The organism is Sodalis endosymbiont of Henestaris halophilus (assembly GCF_900161835.1).
GTDB lineage: Bacteria > Pseudomonadota > Gammaproteobacteria > Enterobacterales > Enterobacteriaceae.
Window position 1 is genome coordinate 1145065 of record NZ_LT897836.1, and the last position, 22356, is coordinate 1167420.

At 38.5% G+C, this 22356-nt stretch carries 9 protein-coding genes; 1 reads left to right on the forward strand and 8 read right to left on the reverse strand.

The window, feature by feature from the left end; all coding sequences use genetic code 11:
- Positions 1 to 4296 precede the first annotated feature (4296 nt).
- From der to HBA_RS02500, 7 genes are all read right to left on the reverse strand, one after another.
- On the reverse strand, positions 4297 to 5757 hold the full coding sequence (gene der, locus HBA_RS02470) for a ribosome biogenesis GTPase Der (RefSeq protein WP_097032438.1): 1461 nt from the start codon (positions 5755 to 5757) through the stop codon (positions 4297 to 4299).
- 1009 nt (positions 5758 to 6766) lie between these two features.
- On the reverse strand, positions 6767 to 8041 hold the full coding sequence (gene hisS / locus HBA_RS02475; RefSeq protein WP_097032439.1) for a histidine--tRNA ligase: 1275 nt from the start codon (positions 8039 to 8041) through the stop codon (positions 6767 to 6769).
- 19 nt (positions 8042 to 8060) lie between these two features.
- On the reverse strand, positions 8061 to 9182 hold the full coding sequence (ispG, locus tag HBA_RS02480) for a flavodoxin-dependent (E)-4-hydroxy-3-methylbut-2-enyl-diphosphate synthase (protein WP_097032440.1): 1122 nt from the start codon (positions 9180 to 9182) through the stop codon (positions 8061 to 8063).
- Positions 9183 to 9222: 40 nt separating this feature from the next.
- The gene (gene rodZ, locus HBA_RS02485) at positions 9223 to 10128 is read right to left on the reverse strand and encodes a cytoskeleton protein RodZ (RefSeq protein ID WP_097032441.1); all 906 of its coding nucleotides are present in this window, start codon (positions 10126 to 10128) and stop codon (positions 9223 to 9225) included.
- A gap of 523 nt (positions 10129 to 10651) precedes the next feature.
- Positions 10652 to 11803: a bifunctional tRNA (adenosine(37)-C2)-methyltransferase TrmG/ribosomal RNA large subunit methyltransferase RlmN gene (locus HBA_RS02490; protein ID WP_097032626.1), complete on the reverse strand. Its 1152-nt coding sequence runs from the start codon at positions 11801 to 11803 to the stop codon at positions 10652 to 10654.
- A 183-nt stretch (positions 11804 to 11986) separates the two neighbouring features.
- Entirely contained in the window at positions 11987 to 12421 is a 435-nt protein-coding gene (ndk, locus tag HBA_RS02495) for a nucleoside-diphosphate kinase (protein WP_097032442.1), read from the reverse strand.
- 1730 nt (positions 12422 to 14151) lie between these two features.
- On the reverse strand, positions 14152 to 15321 hold the full coding sequence (locus tag HBA_RS02500) for an IscS subfamily cysteine desulfurase (RefSeq protein ID WP_097032443.1): 1170 nt from the start codon (positions 15319 to 15321) through the stop codon (positions 14152 to 14154).
- A gap of 1268 nt (positions 15322 to 16589) precedes the next feature.
- Here HBA_RS02500 and suhB point away from each other — a divergent pair.
- On the forward strand, positions 16590 to 17390 hold the full coding sequence (gene suhB, locus HBA_RS02505; RefSeq protein WP_097032627.1) for an inositol-1-monophosphatase: 801 nt from the start codon (positions 16590 to 16592) through the stop codon (positions 17388 to 17390).
- Between the two features lie 1591 nt (positions 17391 to 18981).
- On the opposite strand, the gene glyA is transcribed toward suhB, so the two are convergent.
- A complete protein-coding gene (gene glyA / locus HBA_RS02510; RefSeq protein ID WP_097032444.1) occupies positions 18982 to 20235 on the reverse strand; it encodes a serine hydroxymethyltransferase in 1254 nt (417 codons plus the stop codon).
- Positions 20236 to 22356: the final 2121 nt, after the last annotated feature.

A 22356-nucleotide genomic window follows, 5' to 3' on the forward strand; every position in this document is an offset into this window, starting at 1 on the left:
TAATTATAGCATTATATCGATTAATGGCAGAGCTGCATCTGTGTCACTTGCGTAGATATAGCGCTGATTATATGCATTTATTAGATGTGTAAATGCCGGATAATAAGGAGGTATTTTAATATTGCCCACGAACATGGCTGTTTAAGTGCATCTGCTCCATCTATGCTAGATAAACGTTCAACCAGGTAGATATAAACGCCATAATGATTGCTCATCACAAAACACCATAAGCATAAGTTAGCCAGCGTCACTTGAAATATGTCCCAAAAAAAATCTATAGCAAATACCAATAGTCACATAAATCAACCGGAGTTGAGCTGCGATACATCACGCAAGAATAAAGAGGCGTCAAATAAAATACTCCTATTAATCTTATAAGATAAGCAACATAATCATGACTGTTGTATAGATAATGCTAGTATCGTTGATACTTTTGGCAAATATATATATTTAGCAAACCTGCTAACGAATACAGCATAGCCGTTAATATCAACAGCACCATCATTTATATTACCCAAGCAGGTACTTAAAACGGCATAAGGAATACTTATACCACAAATTAACAAAATACCGATGCAAATCATATCTATTACTTAGCCGCCAATCATAGCTCTAGCTATGAACAACACGTGGGTAAGGACCAGCGTGAGCTTTTATGAGCAGCATGTTGATATGCCGACATGGTAGCACTGTGCTATTTCTTTGAGATAAGAGGTGGTTAAAATAAACTTGTTGCCGCTTGGTTGTTCAGTTCTCAAAGAAAACTCAAACATATAGTAATGCCGTTCGACATGGCGGCCGTGCGATAGGTTTGGCTCTGCGCATTAAACACGCGGACTATCATGAAATAGCATTTCATGCTGTCTGAAAGCATCAAGGAACGCTCTGTGCGCTTTTTTTTCCAAAAAAAAGTCTAGAAAAATCTGGCTAGGGGTGCAAATACTTTTCTATCCGCATTTGTGTATCCTGTTTGCACTTTAAGTCCTGGTAGGAAGGCTTAATACATAATCATTTTAATAGGTTAAAGCGGATTAAAATTAAACACCTGTGACACCAACCTGAAATAATGCTTCACATTAAAGATGTTTTTATAAATTTCGTAGAAAATAATTGCACTTTAAGTCTCTTTGATTAACTAGTACACTGATAATACAGGTGTAATTTACTTTCCTCCTACTATTATGACTAAGCATAGTATAGAAATTGCTAGTATTTGAAATTTAAATAGATGTACTTCAAGTTCTTAGGTTTCTTGTGTAGGTCTTGATCAACTGCTGAAAATTCTAATGCATATGTAATTTATAATAAATTTATTTGATTTAAATTGTGTTCAGAACTAATTTAGATACTGATTTATCACTTATAATAACCAATCGCATTAAGAAAATGATAGAGTATTAATCATAATAAAATATGTTGATGATTATCATCAATAACCCAATAATAATTTAAATATTTATGCAATGTACGATTAATATCGCTACATTAAACATGCTGTTATTTTAAATAGTTACGTCAGCAACGGTTACATAAAAAATGATTGACAATCACGAGCAAGAGGTTTATTAATAAATAATATATTATATTTGTTACTTATAGTACGTGCACAGCTTACTATTGAGTACACTTCATCCCATAACATTGCTAATACTGTAAATAATATTACTATGATTAAGCAAGTATACAACCTTGGATACTTGACTATCATGGTCTATTTCTAAAATATGAATAAATATTATTTCATGGTTGATGAAATGATCTGTACGCCAAGCTGTTCAGAAATATAAAAATCATCGTTATTTGCTGTGTGCGATGGACAGCATTATGATCCATCGATGGTTACACAGTTATAACGTTACGATAATTAATTATATTAAGGTAATTTAAATCCATAAGCATTATGCTTATTCAAATGATTTCTACTATAAGTTGAAAGTTTATTGTGGTTACTACAGGCAGTAACTACATGATACTTGTAATCTAAATCCATATTAAGATGTCTATATGTAATATAGACGATCTACACACAGTTTTAAACTGCACAACGCTTATCGCTGATAAGCGTATCTAACCATTAACTAAGCCGACATTAGCAGGATAGGCGATGTTTCTTGAAGAATTTTATTTGCGATATCTATCATATTTTATGATATAAGAAATTCATTATCAAGATAATAGTTGCCTTTTAGTATAAAGATCATGAAATAAGAGCATCAGTCTATATTTTTTGTGTTGTTAAACATAGTGTTATATAGGTGTTACTAACAGTAGTTGTTTGCGCTATTTTCATTTATGCATCTTATTTTGATATAATCTTTATATAACTTATAATTCTATTAATTAATGTCTATTAAAGTTATTAATTTTATTAAATGTGACTATTATTATTAATAAATAGTTAACATAATGAATATTAACTTAATATCTAACTTTTTAATAACATCATCTATAAATTTATTATAATAAAGTACACTATAATTATACTATTTAATTAGTAAAGTAAAATACTGTTATCTTACTTACTAGAAGATAAACATAATAAATTAAGCATATACAAATACTAATTAGAGAAGCATATTTAACAGAGAAGATTACAATTTTATTGATCATTATAAGTTAAATAATGTTATTAACGCAATTGTAATTAATTATCATGTAAATTTTACAATAGTAAGCTATACTTTGAATTAATATTCAATATTTAAATAAATTTAAATAAACATTTAAATATTTAGTTAAATAACTAAAATCTATACATGAATTATAATTTTGTGTTAATACACTACTAATGTATATAATTTACTTATAGTAAATAATTGCTTATTGATAAAAATATACTTTTTGTTTTAATATGATTTTGCTTAAAATATATACTAAAACAACCCGTAAGTTTATTGATAAATGTCAGATTTTATCAAACAAAACAAGTTGTATTGGATCCACATTCATGCTGTTCTAACTAAACCTTCATAAATTATTAATTTCCTAGTATACTCACTTACCAGAGTATACTTAGCTGTAGCATAGATTAATCTATTCGCTTACACTAGACGATTGTACCGTATTTCAAAAAAAAGTTTAAACCAGCAGCATAAATTTAATAAATCTTTGATACATTATATAATAATGTATTAATAATAAATGAAACTAAACGCCGCTTATGATAGAAAATAACATTTGTAAATACAAAATCTATTATTAGTAATCGCCTAAAAAATGTTTTAACTCGCTTATATAAGCTGATAGCTAGATCATGCTAGCTATCGTCATTTTCAAGCACACCCAATGTAGCAGTCTATAAAATCCTAAAAGGAGATGATAATCATTTAGGCCAAATAGCTTCGCTGATTTCGCGAAGCGATATCATGCCATAAACCACGATCCTGCCAGGACTATTACTAGTCAGTTAGCAACTGATATCACTAATATTTCTTTATGCTGCTATCGCGCGGCAACCAACTATCAGTGAGACTAATAAATATAAGTATTAATGAAGTGCTGTCCTAAGGTGCTAGGAAGCATACCGCAAAGACACAAGATAACCTTAAAAACTTATGCTTTAGTAATTTAAAGGTATTTCACGAGTGCTGGTACTATAAAATAAATAAATTAAACGTAATAGTGTTTAGTTTATCAGATATATAGCTACCTTCCTCCTGCTATTTAAATGCCAGCTTTAATTATGTAGTTAAGCTATTTATAAACTATTCGTAAGCTATTTTATCATTTATTTAAAGTAATAAAAAATAACTCAGTAAATAAAGTGAAAAAATTTGCAGCGAGTCAGTGTTTTTGCTAATGGGTTAGTCTCCACGCGGAGGATACCTCAGCAAATGCTTACGTGAAAAAAAACAGCATGGGCTGATTATCTATTTTAGATGACTGTGGCATAATTTTCTATGTCACTAAAATAAGAATTTACTTATCTATTGTTATCGAACTGCTAATTTTGAATTTGCTTTGTTATGGCGGAAATGCTGTGCTAGAACAAACAGGTCGTATGGCGCCACTTATAAGTTATATATCGCTGAACTATTGTATAATGTAATCATATTACTGTTATGTCAAAATGACAGCATCACTTGATCATAGCGATGAAGTCAGGGGACCATGACGGCAAAATATTCTATCAAATATAGGACGTTAATATTTTAAGTAGCTACAAAGCAAACGGGTCAAAGTGCGCTTGATCACAACATCCTTGTACCTATAAGAGAGACAGTATAAGTGTATTACACTGTGCTATTAGATTATTTGTAAATAAACACGAATTTGTGCGCCATGTTTCCCGTTTATTTATTTTTTCTTAATATGGCTTATTAAGTGGTTACACTTACGTTGCTGAGTGTGCGTTATAGAACGACACCGACCGACAAATGGGTTAATAGCCTCGTGAAACTGAATACGGATAGGCGTGCCCATAATTTTTAACGAACGTCGGAAATAGTTTATCAGATAGCGTTTATAACTATCCGGTAAAGCTTTAACCTGTGTACCATGAATTATCACAATCGGCGGATTGTAACCGCCAGCATGAGCATATTTAGGTTTTACGCGCCGGCCGCGTACTAGCGGCGGTTGATGTTCATCCACTGCCATGCGCATAATTCGAGTCAACAATGTCGTGCTCACCCTTTTTGTGGCACATTGGTAAGCTTCATTTATTGATTCAAACAGACTGTTAATACCATAGCCGTTCATTGCAGATATATAATTAACTCTAGCAAAATTTATAAAATCAAGACGATGGTTCAATACCTCTTTCACTTCGGATTGCATATCCTTGGACAAACCATCCCATTTATTAAACACGATTACCAACGCTCGTCCGTTGTTAACGATAAAATTCAGCAGCGATAAATCCTGATCGGAAATACCTTCGAGAGCATCAATGACCAGCAGTACCACATTGGCATTTTCAATGGCCTGAAGCGTTTTTATGATAGAGAACTTTTCTATTTTTTCTGCAGTCATACTAGACTTACGTACACCGGCAGTATCGATCAATATATATTCTCGCTCATCACGCACCATCGGAATGTAAATGCTGTCGCGAGTGGTGCCAGGCATGTTATACACCACTACTCGATATTCGCCGAGAATGCGGTTAATTAGCGTGGATTTACCCACGTTAGGGCGGCCGACTATAGCTAGCTTTATCGGCAGTGAGTGAGGTTCAAAATGCTTTTCTTCCTGCGTTAACACCTCTTTTTTATCGTCTGGCAAGGATTCTAATGTGTCTTCATGATTAATCAGCAAGCCATTGCTCAAAAATTGTAGCAAAATATTTTTCAGTAAATTGCTGATGCCGTGCCCGTGCAAAGCTGCTATAGGTACAATATCGCTCATACCCAAAGCATAAAAATCTCCTACTGCACTATCTACATCTATTCCATCGATTTTATTAACGACAATTACTGTGGTTTTTTGGCGTCTCCGCAGATAGATTGCGATATCTTTATCGGCTGCCATCAGTCCTGCACGTCCGTCCACTATGAACAGCACGATGTCAGCCTCTTCAATCGCCATCATGGATTGTTTGGCTATATGGACCTCAACTCCTTCTTCCATACCGTTAATACCGCCAGTATCGATAACGATAAATTTATGGCCTTCCCATTCAGCACGGCCATATTTTCGGTCACGCGTTAGTCCCGGAATATCTGCCATAAGCGCATCACGGATGCACGTCAGGCGATTAAATAAAGTAGATTTTCCTACATTCTGGCGACCGATTAGCGCAACGACAGGTGTCATTTTTCAATCTCTTGAAATAAAGAACAAATAATATAGTAAGAGGTTTAATTATTTAAAATATACGTCTCTTGAAAACATCAGGAGCCGTTGCGGAAAGCATTTATCTAACTACCGTTACTAGATAATAGCATCCTTGCGGGTTATGACGCATATCTTGTCATTTTTTCTAAATAAAAAGTTCATTGCCTTCAAAAATAAAGATTGACATTAAATATAAAGATATCTACTTTATGCAGAATTAAAGATTAGTTGTCATCTATATTTATGCGAAAACAGGTAGTTGTCAGAATATTTTATAACGTTCATTGTTATAAAATATTCTAATTATGTCAAATCACAGTACAAAACGTTTTTTTCTGGCATTAGGTACGTTCCCGGCCTACTAAATTATCTGCTATCATATAGTGATCGTTTTGATCTATTAAGTGATCTACTACCATCCAGAATAAGATTGCTAACAGAGCCAACTTACCAAGTTGTATATTACTGCGCCAGTAGGCACAAATTTAACGTTTGACTGTTGTTATACTTCAAGAAGTATAACAACGCTATTCATTACAGTAGGTGTTGTTTGCACATCGTTAATATAAGAAATTTTAGTTGCATCACACGGTAGTGTGATTTAGTTGTTGCCAAATTAGTTATCCCTTAATTGATTATAATTTCGCTTAATATAGTCATTATCACTATCCACTATGACGGTTGCCAAAATGACGGCTGGGGGAGTGTAAAATATGCTAATGGGTAGATTAAAAAGATTTATCGATCAAATTCTCTAACTGCTATTGCAGCATTATTCATTCCATTACTGATGGAATGAAATTCATGGTGTAAATTCGACAGCGCGGCGTAACCGATAATATTTCTTATAACTATAAGTTTCTTATGATTACCTGCATATCACTCGCCGTAAGTATCTTTTGTCAGCGTTTTTTATTATCTTATCAATAAAGAAAAAAACGCAGCTCTTCATACTGTTAGTTATCAGTTTTGTAGACACATGCTATAATCAACATAAAATCGATACCAGCCGTGCGGGAACATCACTCTGTGCCAACGTTTCCTGGTTACCAGTCACCAAATCTTTTACTACAACCTTATGCTGTGCTGCCTCACTTTCTCCTAAAACCAACGCAACGCGAGCACCATGCTTATTAGCGCGGCCAAACTGCTTTTTGCAGCTACCACCGTTGTAATTAGTCATCAACCGTAGGGCTGGTAACGCGTCGCGTAACTGCTCAGCCAGTTGCATAGCAGCTGGCTGTAAGTTATTTCTCGCCACCACTAGGTAAACATCAACGTGTGGTAATGCGGCAAAGTGTGGGTTAACCGCCTGTACCAGAAGCACCAGTCGCTCTAGCCCTATGGCGACGCCAACAGCAGGGGTAGCTCGCCCCCCCAACTGTTCCACCAGGTTATCGTAACGACCGCCACCACAAACGGTACCTTGCGAACCAAGACGAGTAGTAACCCACTCAAAAACAGTTCGGTTATAGTAATCTAGTCCGCGCACTAGACGCGGATTAACCGTATATGGAATGCCAACCATATCTAAAAGTGCACATAGATCGGAAAAGTGAGTGCAGGAATCTTCGTCAAGATAATCGATCATAACCGGGGCATCATTGAGCAGCATCTGGATGTCAGGTTTTTTGGTATCAAGCAGACGCATGGGATTAGTGTACATACGGCGGCGACAATCCTCGTCCAGAAGGTCTTCGTATCGGCCTAAAAATGCCACTAGTGCATCACGATACCGAGCGCGAGCTGCAACTGAACCTATGGAATTGAGTACCAGTGATACGTGTTGGCTAACGCCTAGCGCTCGCCACCAGCGAGCGGTAAGAAGAATAAGCTCGGCATCGACGTCCGGCCCCTGTTGGCCAAACACCTCGGCGCCTATTTGGTGGAATTGACGGTAACGTCCTTTTTGCGGACGCTCATAGCGAAACATGGGACCCATATACCAAAACCGTTGTTTTTGGTTGTATAGTAAACCGTGTTCAATTCCTGCGCGTACACAACCTGCAGTGCCTTCTGGCCGCAGGGTTAAGCTATCACCGTTACGATCAATAAAACTATACATCTCTTTTTCTATTACATCTGTAACTTTACCTATAGCCCGCTGGAACAACGGGGTTTGCTCGACGATGGGTAAACGAATCTCTCTATAGCCGTAGCTGGCTAGCACGCTTTTCATCGTCTCCTCAACACGTTGCCAACATGCCGTTTCATTCGGCAAATAGTCGTTCATACCGCAAATGGCCTGGATGTTTTTTGCCATATCAAAATCTTTACCCGTGTTATTTTTTTATTAGATTGACCGCAATGCGATTTTTCTCTTCCAATATCGCTGCCTTTGCGCGAATGCGGGTCTCCAATTGGTCGATCATAAGGGCATTATCAAAACGCTCACGCTGACGCACGCCATCTTCATAAAAACCGCTTTTTTTATGGCTACCTGTCACTCCAATCGTGGAAGCTAGTGCTTCGCCTGGACCGTTCACCACGCAGCCAATAATAGATACATCCATAGGAGTGACTATATTTTCCAACCTTTGTTCCAAGGCGTTTACAGTGCCAATAACATCAAATTCCTGGCGAGAACACGTTGGGCAGGCGATAAAATTGATACCGCGTGCCCGAATATGCAGCGATTTTAAAATATCGAAACCTACTCTTACTTCCTCTAACGGATCAGCTGCCAGCGAAACGCGCAGCGTATCTCCGATGCCTTCACTAAGAAGCAATCCTAGGCCAATGGCTGATTTTACCGTTCCGCTGCGGGCGCTACCGGCCTCCGTGATGCCCAAATGAAGCGGTTGATCGATGCGCGATGCCAGCAATCGGTAGGCTTGCACTGCTAGAAATACATCAGAAGCTTTCACGCTGACCTTAAATGTGTCAAAGTTGAGTTTATCTAGGATGTTAACATGGCGCATAGCGGACTCCAGGAGCGCCTCCGGCGTAGGTTCGCCATATTTGGCTTGCAGATCTCGTTCAAGAGAACCAGAGTTGACGCCGATGCGAATCGGAATATTTTTATCGCGAGCACAATCTACTACTGAACGGATGCGCCCCTCGTTACCAATATTGCCCGGATTGATTCGCAAGCAATCAACACCGTATTCGGCTACTTTCAAAGCAATGCGATAATCAAAATGAATATCCGCCACCAAAGGAATAGTAACTTGCTGTTTGATAAATTTAATGGCTTCAGCAGCGGCCATAGTAGGCACCGATACTCGCACAATATCAACACCGACACGCTCCAACGCCTTGATTTGCTTTACTGTCTTTGCTATATCTGTCGTGTGTGTATTAGTCATTGACTGTACTGTAATAGGTGTACCGTTACCTACCGGTACTTTACCGACGTAAATAAGTTTAGATTTTCGACGATTTATGTGTGCGGAATTATGCATTGATCTTTCTCCAACCAAGACAACTAACTTGACTCTTTAATTACTGAGCAGGTACAGTCAATCTCGCAACCTGATTCGCTCGGATGAATCGGCTCAGATCCACAGATTTGTCTTGATATTGAACTTGTACTGTATCAGGAGCGCCGATTGTTAATTTGTATGGCGTCAAACCGGTAAGATTTAGCCTATCTCCGCTATACTGAATACCACTAAATAATTTCTTACCGCTGGCGTCATAAACCTCAAGCCAGCATTCGCCAGTAAAATTTATCACTAGTATATTACCATCAGCATCAGCCGCGCAAACCTCTGGCAATAAAGCGCTCTGCGGTGCGGAGGGGATGACCATCGACACTGGCGGCGAAGCGTATTCAGTTTGACCGAAAATGCCGGATGAGAGCATAACACTAGCATTATTATCAAACGATTGGCCGACATTATTATCGTTGTCACCAAGCGGTACCAATGTTACATCATTCCCCTGGAATAGCTGAAAAGATGATTGATCAGCCATGTTAGCGATATCTTGCTGCTGATCTTGATAGTTTTGCCACCACCATGCGGCCGTTAGGCTAACCAATACAAACAATATAATCCAGGTCAACCCCATCAGCCAGCTATCGCGTTTTTTGCGGTTTTTTCCTAGCGAAAAACTTTGCATTAACCTGACCTGTGATACTTCTCTCGACGCTTGCTGAGCAAGCATCGGCATCAATTCTTCTTCAGCAATATGCACCAGTCGTGCATAAGAGCGGATATAACCGCGTAGAAACGTCGAATTAAGATTGGGATTGGCATGATCATTTTCTATATCGCGCACAGTGGATAACTTTAGGCACAGCCGCTTGGCTATTGCTTGTTGGCTTAATCCCATATTTTCACGGGCTTGACGCAGGCGTCCTCCCGTGGAGGTTGGTATTTGATCTTGAAGAGATTCAGTATTCATTAGCTAAAATTGCTAGTATTATTGAGGTGTTGCAAAAGAAATCAAGCGGTTGTGCATCATAACTTTGTTCGTCATGAAAACATCTGGCTAATCAAGCAAACGAATTTGCAACCATAAATTTTCAGCGCTGGCTAGCAGGAAATAGTTTTTTGTGAAAATCCAGTAGCCGTTATGCGCTGTAAAGCCGAATTACTATTAATTGGAGATTCGCTTTAGATTTTAATGCCCTATTTTAAGACTTATACTTCAGCGCACGTATAAGCAAAGTATACCCGCTCTGAACTTGAAAATAATCAATGTTCTCCAGCATATAACAGCAACTTCATATTAATCTGGTACATACTGCCAAAACCTACATTATTCACGTTACTTTTAGGTACCGCTTATGGTGATTGGTACTTAACTAGATGATATAATCACCGCATGCAGCCTTTTAGTCTCCCTGTGGGCAATGGCTACCTTTCCCCCACTCCATATTAGTTAGCTGCCGATAGCACAACCATTCATGACAAAATGCCGACCATCAGACTACGCGCACATCTATCAGGTTGCTGTTCATATTTTCACGCAAATTACGTTTGGTACGATCGATCACTACACCCTTCAGCTGCCCACAGGCGGCGGTAATATCGTCACCACGAGTTTTACGTACAATGGTTGTAAATCCATATCCCATAAGTAGGTTAGCGAAACGCTTTACCCGATTCTTTGAACTGCAGACATAAGTAGCCCCAGGAAATGAATTCCAGGGAATCAGGTTAATCTTGCAAGGAGTATCTCTTAAACATGCTGCTAGTTGATGTGCATGTTCAATGCCATCATTGATGTGGTCGAGCATTACGTACTCCACCGTAACTCGCCCATGATTAGCGTTGGTCTTTTTCAGATAGCAGCGAACTTCCGATAAAAAGGTGTCGATATTGTATTTGCGATTAATTGGCATAATCTTGTCTCTAATCGAGTCGTTTGGGGCATGGAGCGAAATTGCCAGCGCGACGTCTATCATATTACCGAGTTTCTCAAGTGCCGGTACCACGCCAGCCGTCGATAGAGTAACGTGCCGCTTGGATAAACCGAAGCCGCAATCATCTAGCATGATCTCCATCGCCGGCACTACATTAGTTATATTCAACAAAGGCTCTCCCATCCCCATCATAACTACGTTAGTGATAGGCGGCCGCTGACCGATGACCTTAGTAGCGCGCCAAACTTGGCCGACAATTTCCGACACCCGCAAATTTCGGTTAAAGCCCTGCTGGGCGGTATAGCAAAAAGTACACTGCAGCGCGCAGCCAACTTGAGAGGAAACGCACAACGTTGCGCGATTAGCTTCAGGGATGTAGACCGTTTCTACCTGCTGTCGGCCGACCTGGATGGACCATTTGATGGTTCCATCGGCAGACCTTTGCTCTTTATATATTTCCGGCGCACGGATTTCTGCTAGCTCCTTCAGCCTGAATCGCAAATTCTTGTTAATGTCTGTCATCTTATCGAAATCATCGCAGCAAAAATGATAGATCCACTTCATCACCTGATCAGCACGAAAAGGTTTTTCTCCTAGCGAAGAGAAAAACTCACGCAGCTCCTGGCGATTCATATCAAGCAGATTTAGTTTTTGCTGTACCGCTGATATGGAGGAAGTAGATATGGTTGATACAGATAATTGTTCAGACATAATTTGTTTTAATGTCATTTGTTTCAGGCCTCATTATTACACATTATAATCCAGAAGAAATAAAGAAATGCCCCATTTAAGTGCGTATAACCGCTTTATATAGGGAAAATTAAAAACTAATTTGAGCGCAAAACGGCTTGGATTAAAATGTGAATAAACCCTCTTTTTTCTGCTATCCGACAACTATAAATGAATACGGTTGAAGACTTCAACGGCGTCGAAGAAATAAGCGATTTCTTGTGCGGCGGATTCAACAGAATCCGAGCCATGTACTGCATTTTCAGTTAACCCGTCAGCATAGTCAGCGCGCAGGGTGCCTGATAGCGCCAGTGCAGGATTAGTAATGCCCATGATTTCGCGATTTCGGTGCACGGCATCCTCTCCTTCTAGCACTTGCACTACAATCGGACCGGAAATCATAAAATCCATAAGACTATTAAAGAAAGGTTTTTCTTTATACTCTTCGTAGAATCTTTCTGCCTGCTCACGGGTTAATTGAAGCATTTTTAAACCAGCCACGCTCAGTCCGTTGTTTTCAAAGCGATGAATAATGGCACCGATGACGTTTTTGGCCACAGCGTTTGGCTTAATAATGGAAAAAGTACGTTCTATAGCCATACACATCCCTAAGTTGTTTTTTATGGTCATATGTTAATGCGCTGTTACGCCACACGGCACAAAGAGTGCAAATTAAAGGAGCATACTTAGCACTTATATTTACCTTTTAACATAACATGTAATTTAAAATAACTCTACAAATAGCTTCGCTTCGTGGTTTTTGACTAAAAAGCGCACCTTCTGCTCCTTGCAGCCAGCAACATAAGCCGGATTATATCTGGTGGGCAAACAAAGATGACCACGCCAGTAACAGTGCTCTACGCAGCAGAAAATGTGCCTATTATGAGCTATTCGTTATTCGTTAGTTCTCACAATGGCTACAGTACCTTTTAGAGAATCCCATAGGCCTATTTTTAACGCGTTTATGTCAACACCAATTTAATTAGTACCAGCGCGACCTTGTCACTGAGTTTTGCAACAAAGCGACAGAATTTAACCTCACTTGCTTGTTCTACGGTTTTTGATATCTTAAGCAACTTAAATCTGCCCTTGGCGGGCTATAATACAGAACAACGGAATATTATATACCCCCAAGTCCTTGGGAAAGCATAAATACGCTAGGAGGTAAAAGCCTTGTTACGGTTTATCTTAGCTACAAACTCTGGGTAATTTGTAGACTTCATAGTTTATAGTCGGTGCTTGCAATATTAGCTCTTATGAATGAAGTAGAGCTAATACGATGCGCTATAACATAATTAGCAACCTTAATAATTTAAGAACTAAGTTATACGTCAGCTATGAACGTATTTTATCGCTTATTTTGCAGCACATTATTTTATAAATTGGTCATACGAAGCAATTACAGTACTACCTGAACAGCAATTAGTTAAAACTATTGATCGATACACACAAGCTAAAACAGGAAGATATCCCATGCCCTAAAGGCCACCAACAGCAAATTAATCAACATACGCACGCCCACAGCGTTATAGCACTATCTAACCATTTCTTTAACCCATTTTTGATTTAGAAAAAGAGGCTGAAGCGGTCAATCTAAAAACACAACCTGTTCACGTTAAGGAACTGGTTGCTACTTATCAGGTTTGTTGATAAAATCGGACGAACAATTGCGAAATTGTAATTCTTACATTTGTAGACGTCAAGATACTTTACCCCTTTGTTAACAATTTTTAGTACTGCAACTAGCCCATCATCACATTTACACAAAAGGCATAATAATTATTGCCTTAGTGGTTGTACGTAAAATAGTAGAAGAAAAACAGCTAATAATCAGATTAACAGTTATGATATGACATGTCATGCTTATCAAGCTTGATAACGCTTTTTATTCTAAAACAAATCAGCACACTCTATAAATAATGTGAGCGATATTTATTTACTTAGCATGAATACGCTTCAATACATGAAGTTAACTGTGATAGCGGTTATTAACTATTAACTCTTGTCATGTCTAAGCATAAACAGGCTTAATCACCTGACGCAAAAGCGGTAATCAATCGCAATTTTTTGAAACAAATAAGAGAAAAAATTTTACAATTTATTAACTTATAGGTATTGTAGTACCGGTTACTATAGTGAAAACCACTAGCAGCATCTAACAAAAGTTCAACATAGATTAGCAAGTAACGCCCTTCAGACACGGAATGGATTCGTTGGCGTGAAGAAAAGTTATAGCTAGAGGTGACTTAGACGTGGTATGCGTTGCAACAAATGGCCATACGACACGTACCCTTAACGTTAAGTTACTAAAACGCAGTATTCAGTTCGTGTTAGCGGCGCCGTGTGCCGCCGACATTACGAAGACGCACAATAGTTTTACAGGCATGATTAATGGCGTAATCGATTTCATCGTGGGTGGTAAATCTTCCCAAAGAAAAACGAATAGAGCTGTAGGCAAGCTCATTATCAAGACCCATAGCGCGCAAAACATAAGAAGACTCAAGAGTAGCAGAAGTACATGCAGATCCCGTCGAAACCGCTAGATCTTTTAGCGCCATGATGAGGGACTCACCATCCATATCGTGAAAACTTACATTCAGCACCGTCGCGACTCTTTGTTGCAGGTCGCCATTAACGGTTACACCACCTATTTGTTGTAGTCCATGCCATAACCGGTCACGTAGCGCCCGAAAGCGCGGAATTTCACTCGATAGTTCCTGCGCTGCGATATGACAAGCTTCCCCGATCCCAACAATTTGATGCACTGGCAGCGTCCCGGAGCGCATACCGCGCTCATGACCGCCGCCGTGAATTTGGGCTTCGATCTTCACCCAGGGTTTACGACGCACAAACAAGGCTCCTATGCCCTTAGGGCCATAAACTTTATGGCCGCTAAACGACATAAGATCCACCGGCAATGCAGCTAAGTCGATGGGCAATTTTCCGACGCTTTGGGTGGCATCTACATGGAACAGCGCCCTGTGGGCATGACACAGTGCACCAAAGGCAGCTATATCTTGAATCACACCAGTTTCGTTATTTACGTGCATCAATGAGACTAGAATTGTATCATCGCGCAGAGCATTGTTGAGCTGCTGCGCGGTAATGATACCGGTTGCCGACGGTACTAACCAGGTAACGCTGAAACCTTCTTGTTCCAACTGCTTACAGGTATCCATAACAGATTTATGCTCAGTCACGGCGGTAATAATATGGCGTCCTTTAGTACGACTAGCGTGAGCAGCCCCTTTTAAGGCTAAATTATCGGACTCTGTAGCACCAGAAGTAAAAACGATTTCGCGTGGATCGGCACCGATAAGTGCCGCGACGTGATTGCGGGCAATATCAACTGCTTCTTCCGCTTGCCAACCGTAACGGTGTGAGCGAGAAGCTGGATTACCGAAAATCCCATCTAGAGTAAGATGCCGCATCATCTTTTCCGCAACCCGCGGGTCAACCGGCGTGGTAGCTGAGTAATCAAGATAAATCGGTAATTTCATAAAGCGTAAACTCCTGGTGTCAATAACAACAGATGCAGTTATTATACTTAAATATGCAGGTATACCATTCATGGTTACCGGCAGTAGACCGTTTTAGTAAACGGATGCCACATATCGTTATCTTGAAGATCAAAGAATATTAAGATTTTCTTCATTGCTGAACTTACCAGCTGACTAGCCAGTCTAAAATAATGTTGTTTAGAAGATCTATGATTGCATGCTAATATCTGTAACAGATGATATTAGTCAAACAAAAAGAGTAATAATAACGACTCTGGCAATTTACTCATAGTTTCGACTGAGTAAATAACTTTCATCAAACTCACTTTCCGATACGACACCAGTTCATACTTGCGTAGAGGAGCAGTTTCCAGAAAATAGTTTAATACACTGAAACTTCAGTAACAGACTAAACCCTATCCGAAATGTTGGGCGCAAACATGCACGTTAGTAACCGCATGAAGAACTTTGAAAATTAGTTTTAAAATTAGAATATCTGTGAAATTAATTCATAAAAATCATATCAGTATTTATGAGAGACTTCAACTTTTTAATTAAGTGGTTATCTCAAGTATGTATTTCTTGCTGAAGAAGTTACCAACACCTAAACCTAATAGTTTTAGTTATTAAAAGCTAATGGCGTTGAAGATGAATAAATAATTATGACAAGTGCTACCGACGTTCTAAAGGGCATTTATAAAATTTACAGATGCTTTATATAGATTACAATCTTCACATAAAATATACAGTTCCTGGTTTTACTGCTAACGCAATCATAGACAAAATAAGGTGTTACCTGAACCTTGTAACCTATGCAAGACTATCTTGTACGCTTTTAAGGATCCCTGCTCACCCTGAATATCTCCGGTATCAAAGATAAAAGGAAAGTCCGCAAACAGGCTTTGATATTCGCTGATAGTCTAAAGGCTAGCCAGGCATAATTAAAATTATTTAAGAATATGTAGAATTTTGCGGATAATATAATTTTAACGCTAGTAGATAAATTGATAGCATGTTAATCAGTTATATTTAGCAGATTGTAAATCATTAGAGATTATTTAAGCTTATGGTTGTTATGGCTTGTGCGGTATAGCCAATATTTTTAGTATTAAGAAGCGTCAACCAGAACCATACGGATATCGCCAAGTATCATCTAATCAATCATAGAAAATATAAGCAAAATTATAGCATGTCTGTAGTTTTTTGGTTGCGATCTGTTATACTAAAAAATATGATAGTTATTTAATATATTAATGGACGCGCCATCTATGCATCCGATGCTCAACATCGCCATTCGCGCAGCGCGAATGGCAGGAAATTTAATTGCTAAACATTATGAAAACCCTGATACCATTGAAATAAGACAGCAGAAAAGCGATGAAAAATTTGTAACGAACGTTGACCACAAAGCAGAACGTTTAATTGTTGAAATTATCCGCAAGTTTTACCCGAAGCACATCGTTATAGGTGAAAGAATAAATGCAATAAATTATGGAGATAATGACATACAATGGATTATTATCCCACTGGATGGGACCACTAATTTTATCAAGCGTTTCCCACATTTTGCCGTTTCTATAGCTGTGCACATCAAGGGTCGTGCGGAGGTTGCTGTGGTTTACGATCCAATGCGCAATGAGCTGTTTACCTCATCTCGAGGTAATGGCGCTCAGTTAAACGGATATCGTATTCGCGTCGGTACATTGAACAATCTGGATGGTACCATTGTAGCTACCGGATTCCCATTTAAACAAAAAAAATATGCCAACAAATATATAGCCTTGATAAATGAACTGTTTGTTCAGTGTACTGATTTCCGTCACACTGGTTCGGCGGCACTGGATCTAGCCTATGTTGCCTCTGGCCGCGTAGACGGTTTTTTGAAAATCGATCTGGAATCCTGGGAGTTTGCTAGTGGAGAACTGCTAGTGCGTGAGGCCGGCGGCCTGGTAACTGATCTCACAGGCAATCATAATGACTTGTTTTACAACAATATTGTGGCTGGCAATCCCCGCATTGTTGCAGCCATGCTGTTTGCTATGCGTGACGAGATAAAGCGAGGTGTTTAAGTAATTAAACTTTTCCCAGAACTGACAACATCGGCAACTGCGGTTCTTGATCCCCATAGACTCAACATTTATAGCAGGTTCTAAAATATTTTTGTCTTGTTTTATACTCTTTCTTGTTTTCGATTTTATCCCCACTTTTACCATTTTCATACCTTAAAATAAATCCTTTTTCTTCGCCTTATTATTTAGTTTTTCAACTATTATCAAAGCCGCTTTGCTAATTAATTTTTCCATGTTAATGCTAAGTATTTCCCGTATCAGACAAGTTGTTAGATAAAAGTCGCCGATAAAAAATCGAGAGACCGACATCTTTTTTAGGATCTTACTGGTATTGAATTTGAAAAAAAATTTTGGCTAAAGTAGGGTTAGTATTTGTTGTTTAGTCTCCTATGCATCAATGGCACTAGTATTATAGTAACCCAGAAAGGTTACATAAAACACGACGCTTTAGTCACGAACATCTCCACGATATTAGTTACGGAACGCACAAGAGGAAAGCTGTTGCATTACCCTATCGCATTAAAGTCAGTCAAGCAATTCAGCAACTGAATAACAGCAGGGGGTAATCAATATACAGACAGATCAATTAATACGGATATTCAGGGCTGACATCCGTTTCTGTTATTTACCAAATTTGACTGGAATAATATTATAAAAGTAAAATTCCAAAGGAATGAATAGACATTGCAGTATTTCCAGCTATCTCCGATACCGGAGATGTTTTAGGGTAATCATGGATCCTTATTCTTTGTGATTTATTACTGCGTTAATAGTTATCTAATGTTTGTCGACACGACATAGTAGATAGCAGTAACGTGATCAGGAACAAAACATTGCAGATGCATATCACACTATTTAGCACCTAGTTAAAATAAAGCATCCTGGGGCACCCTAGCACACCGTAACTGCGGTAGTTATCAGCACTTACAAGAAGGAATTAAGCATACAAAGCCGATCACTTACGGCGAACGTTATAAACATGAAAGATACACTAGATATAGTAACGTACTTTACGGAATTAAGATCTTATTAACTGTCCAGCGCTAAAATTCTTCATGCTGCAAAAAATAATCGTGCTCCAAGATAAAATGGATTAATGAAACGCCAACGTTAAATCAGTGTAAGCAGCAATACTATGGCTGAATCAAAAGTAAACTAACTGATGTAGGAGGTACAGGCAACGTTTCGCGTAACTTTAAGTGGAAAGTTTTCCTAAAATATTTAGTTAAATAAATATGTTTTTTATTCAAGTACCAAGATGAAACGCTGTCATTCGCGAAGAGCGGTTAAATAAAATATTTTATTCCGCTAAACGTACCCGAGCAGCAATAATTACGTTAGAATAAACGCCTCTTATTCGTTCCAGTCAAAAGATAACAAGATGTGATAGCGTTATTTTAGCGATTAACAAATGCAAAAACAGATTTACAGAAAAAGTAGATAATAATTTTAAGCTGATCAATAAGCAGAGTAAAATAAAAACAGATTGAATCTCAAGTAGTAGATAATCTTTTGATTATGCAAAATCTATGAATTCCTTTTATTCTACCCCTTTTCTAATTATAATTAATCTGTATGCCTTATGTGGATATCAAGTATACACGGGGTGCCTAGCACAAATATCGAGCACTTTATTTTTAGTACGTTTAATGATCGTAGAGTCGTTGATATTGTCTAGTACATCGCACATCCAGCCGGCTAATTCACGTACATCAGGTTCGGTAAAGCCGCGGCGAGTAACCGCTGGCGTACCGATACGCATCCCTGAGGTAACTAACGGGCTTTTAGGATCATTTGGCACGCTATTTTTATTAACAGTTATATTGGCAAGTCCCAGGGCCGTATCGGCTTCAATTCCAGTTAGGTTTTTATTTACTAAATCTAGCAGGAATAGGTGATTGTTAGTAGCGCCGGAGACAACTTTGAATCCTCGCGACAAAAAGACATCCACCATAGCCTTAGCATTTTTGATTACTTGCAACTGATAAGTTTTAAATGCGGGCTCCATAGCCTCCTTCAGCGCTACTGCCTTGGCTGCAATTACATGCATTAACGGACCTCCCTGTGCACCTGGAAAGACGGCAGAGTTTAATTTTTTGTATAACTTTTCGCTGCCACCTTTGGCCAGGATTAAACCACCACGAGGACCGGCAAGCGTTTTATGAGTCGTAGTGGTGACTACGTGCGCGTGATGTAAAGGGTTCGGATACACCCTAGCTGCGATAAGGCCCGCCACGTGGGCCATGTCCACAAACAGATAAGCGCCGATGCTATTAGCAATTTGCCGCATTTTGGCCCAATCTACAAAGCCAGAATAAGCGGAAAAACCACCAATAATCATTTTGGGCTGATGATTTTTTGCTAGTTTGGATAACTGCTCATAATCAATATGGCCGCTCTCATTGATGCCGTAAGACACGATATTATATAATTTACCAGAGAAGTTGACTGGAGAGCCATGGGTTAAATGACCGCCGTGTGCTAAATTCATACCCAACATGGTATCACCTGGTTGCAACAAAGTTGTATAAACAGCGAAATTAGCCTGTGAACCAGAATGAGGCTGTACATTAGCATAATCAGCGTCAAACAATGCCTTTGCGCGATCGATGGCTAACTGTTCAATCACGTCGACATATTCACATCCGCCGTAGTAACGCTTGCCGGGATAACCTTCAGCGTACTTATTGGTAAGCTGTGAGCCCTGCGCCTCCATAACACGAGTACTGGTGTAGTTTTCAGAAGCAATCAGTTCAATGTGCTCTTCTTGGCGTATCACTTCCTGCTTCATTGCCTGCCACAATTCGGCATCATAATCTGCAATGTTTATATCACGCTTTAACATCTGTTTCTCCTGACTATTCGTTCACTTGCTACAGCAATTTAGATGGGAGATGACTAATAATAAGTTTAATTGGTTTTATTTCTTACAAGTCCTATCGCTGAGTTTTATGCAAGCAATTTACTTAAAACAGTTTTATCGATTGCGTGTCCTCCACGGACTGCTTTTACGAAATATTTTCAGTGCTAAGTATCCGCCCATAAATCATATATTTTATTTGTGTTAAAGCCACGCGGAGGCCTAAATTGGCTATACAAAAGTTATGGAAACCCGCGTTGCATAACAATCTAGCCCGATCGGCCTACTTTGCGTAGGCAGGCATGCAGATCGGGCCAGATTGCTTGTCTATCCATCCTCGTTCGTATGGCAGTATACTACCCTAGTGGACATTCAAAGATGAAAACTTGACGCCATCGCGGTATTGTCAGATCTGGTTATTATGCCTAATTATGTCAAGTTATTTGTTGACGGATATCATCTGGATTATCAATGTAATGTTAGCTTAAGATAGAAAAGACCCTTCATGTACTCTCTACCATGTTACAATTGATTATGGCTTTTTTATCGATTAAATCCTTTTACTATAGTTATAACTATCCCGGCAATGCTGATGACTACGGTAACTTCCTTGAGCACAGAGTCTCATTTAGACGTTTGAATGGCTGCATTAATTAACTGCTTGAATGATTGCATTATTTTTATTACTTACTTTATACCACATTAGAAAAACCAACTGTACGAAATTACCGATTAATCTTTAAAATCAATGAATAGTAGCATAGCAAAACAATAGGTTATAAAATTCTATATGGATGCGACATTTATATAGATGGATCTTGAGTAATATTTTGCAAGTTATTTTAATAAGTTATGCAAAATTAGAGCTTATGCTAATAACGTATATCTTCGTAGATCGTCAAGTACTGCTCCGATATCATTAGCCACAACGCGATAACTAAATGATCGGTATTAAGGTTAACACTCTACGTTACTTTATCACGTTTACTAGTTAGTATATATTTACCAGTCAACCATCGGTTACTAGCCCACTTCAAAAGTATCTGTAAACAATACGCAAGGAAGATATTATACCATAGCGATATTATTAATTTGCTAGTGTAACGCGGATAATATCCGGATAACAAAAGCAAAAAAATAAAATAAATTATTGCAAAACTTCGCCTCCTTTCCTACCGATACCTTTCGGTAGATCATAATGAGAGCGAAAATGAGATATGAAAAGATCGCAATCGGCTGACAAATAAGCGCGTACTTGAGATCTTGCATTACCCACTATAAGTTAATTTGCAACGATAGTGACATTTTACTAATTATCGTCGATAAAGAGCGCCCCCACTCATCCGCGGTCTTATAATTGCTCTTTCACGCTAACTGACCTCGTTTATAAAAATACCTCGCCGTACTTGGTTGCGCACCTTCGTATGCTAGATAGCAGTATGACCCAGTAATAACATCGCAAAAAATGAAGAATCAACTAACTAGTTGAGTCAGCACAAATGCTTAGTAGCAACAATAAAAAAATGAGGGTCACAGTCTACCAATTTAATTAGGAAATTACACATCTTTTCACTGAGTCGCCGACACTACTTTCGCAATCGCGTTAATCTGGTGATAATAATGCTGTACCGTAAAAGTAAATAAACAATTGTTATATGGCATTGAACATCACGATATAGTCCATTTTATCCATATAATGCTAATTTACTAATTATTTAGTAAATTGTATTGTGTCGAAGTTGCTGTAAACTTCTAGTTAATTTTACACGATTTTTGCCGTGAACCTATCTTGGGTTAATTTCATATAACACAACTGCAGCATTATGCTATCAGCATCCACCAGTAGTAAATGAGCATGTTTGGCAGGGGTATTAATTTAGTTATTTTCCTCGACCTCATAATACGTCTAATATCAATCAAAATTTATTGCTTGCCGATATTAGTTTCGCATGCCCTGTTTAAACAGTTGATCGCGCGCTTGGTAAAACACGAACTTGTTTGTTGCTTACCAGATGCTGACCGGTAGGTACGGGGGTGAGTTTATCAGTTAATTTTATTTACATTACATTATAGTGCTATTATCAGAGTTAAATGTGAATAATGTTT

Bases quoted from the DNA above. Each gene is read 5' to 3' on its own strand.
- der (WP_097032438.1), bottom strand. From the start codon at position 5,757: ATGACACCTGTCGTTGCGCTAATCGGTCGCCAGAATGTAGGAAAATCT.
- hisS (WP_097032439.1), bottom strand. From the start codon at position 8,041: ATGGCAAAAAACATCCAGGCCATTTGCGGTATGAACGACTATTTGCCG.
- ispG (WP_097032440.1), bottom strand. From the start codon at position 9,182: ATGCATAATTCCGCACACATAAATCGTCGAAAATCTAAACTTATTTAC.
- rodZ (WP_097032441.1), bottom strand. From the start codon at position 10,128: ATGAATACTGAATCTCTTCAAGATCAAATACCAACCTCCACGGGAGGA.
- HBA_RS02490 (WP_097032626.1), bottom strand. From the start codon at position 11,803: ATGTCTGAACAATTATCTGTATCAACCATATCTACTTCCTCCATATCA.
- ndk (WP_097032442.1), bottom strand. From the start codon at position 12,421: ATGGCTATAGAACGTACTTTTTCCATTATTAAGCCAAACGCTGTGGCC.
- HBA_RS02500 (WP_097032443.1), bottom strand. From the start codon at position 15,321: ATGAAATTACCGATTTATCTTGATTACTCAGCTACCACGCCGGTTGAC.
- suhB (WP_097032627.1), top strand. From the start codon at position 16,590: ATGCATCCGATGCTCAACATCGCCATTCGCGCAGCGCGAATGGCAGGA.
- glyA (WP_097032444.1), bottom strand. From the start codon at position 20,235: ATGTTAAAGCGTGATATAAACATTGCAGATTATGATGCCGAATTGTGG.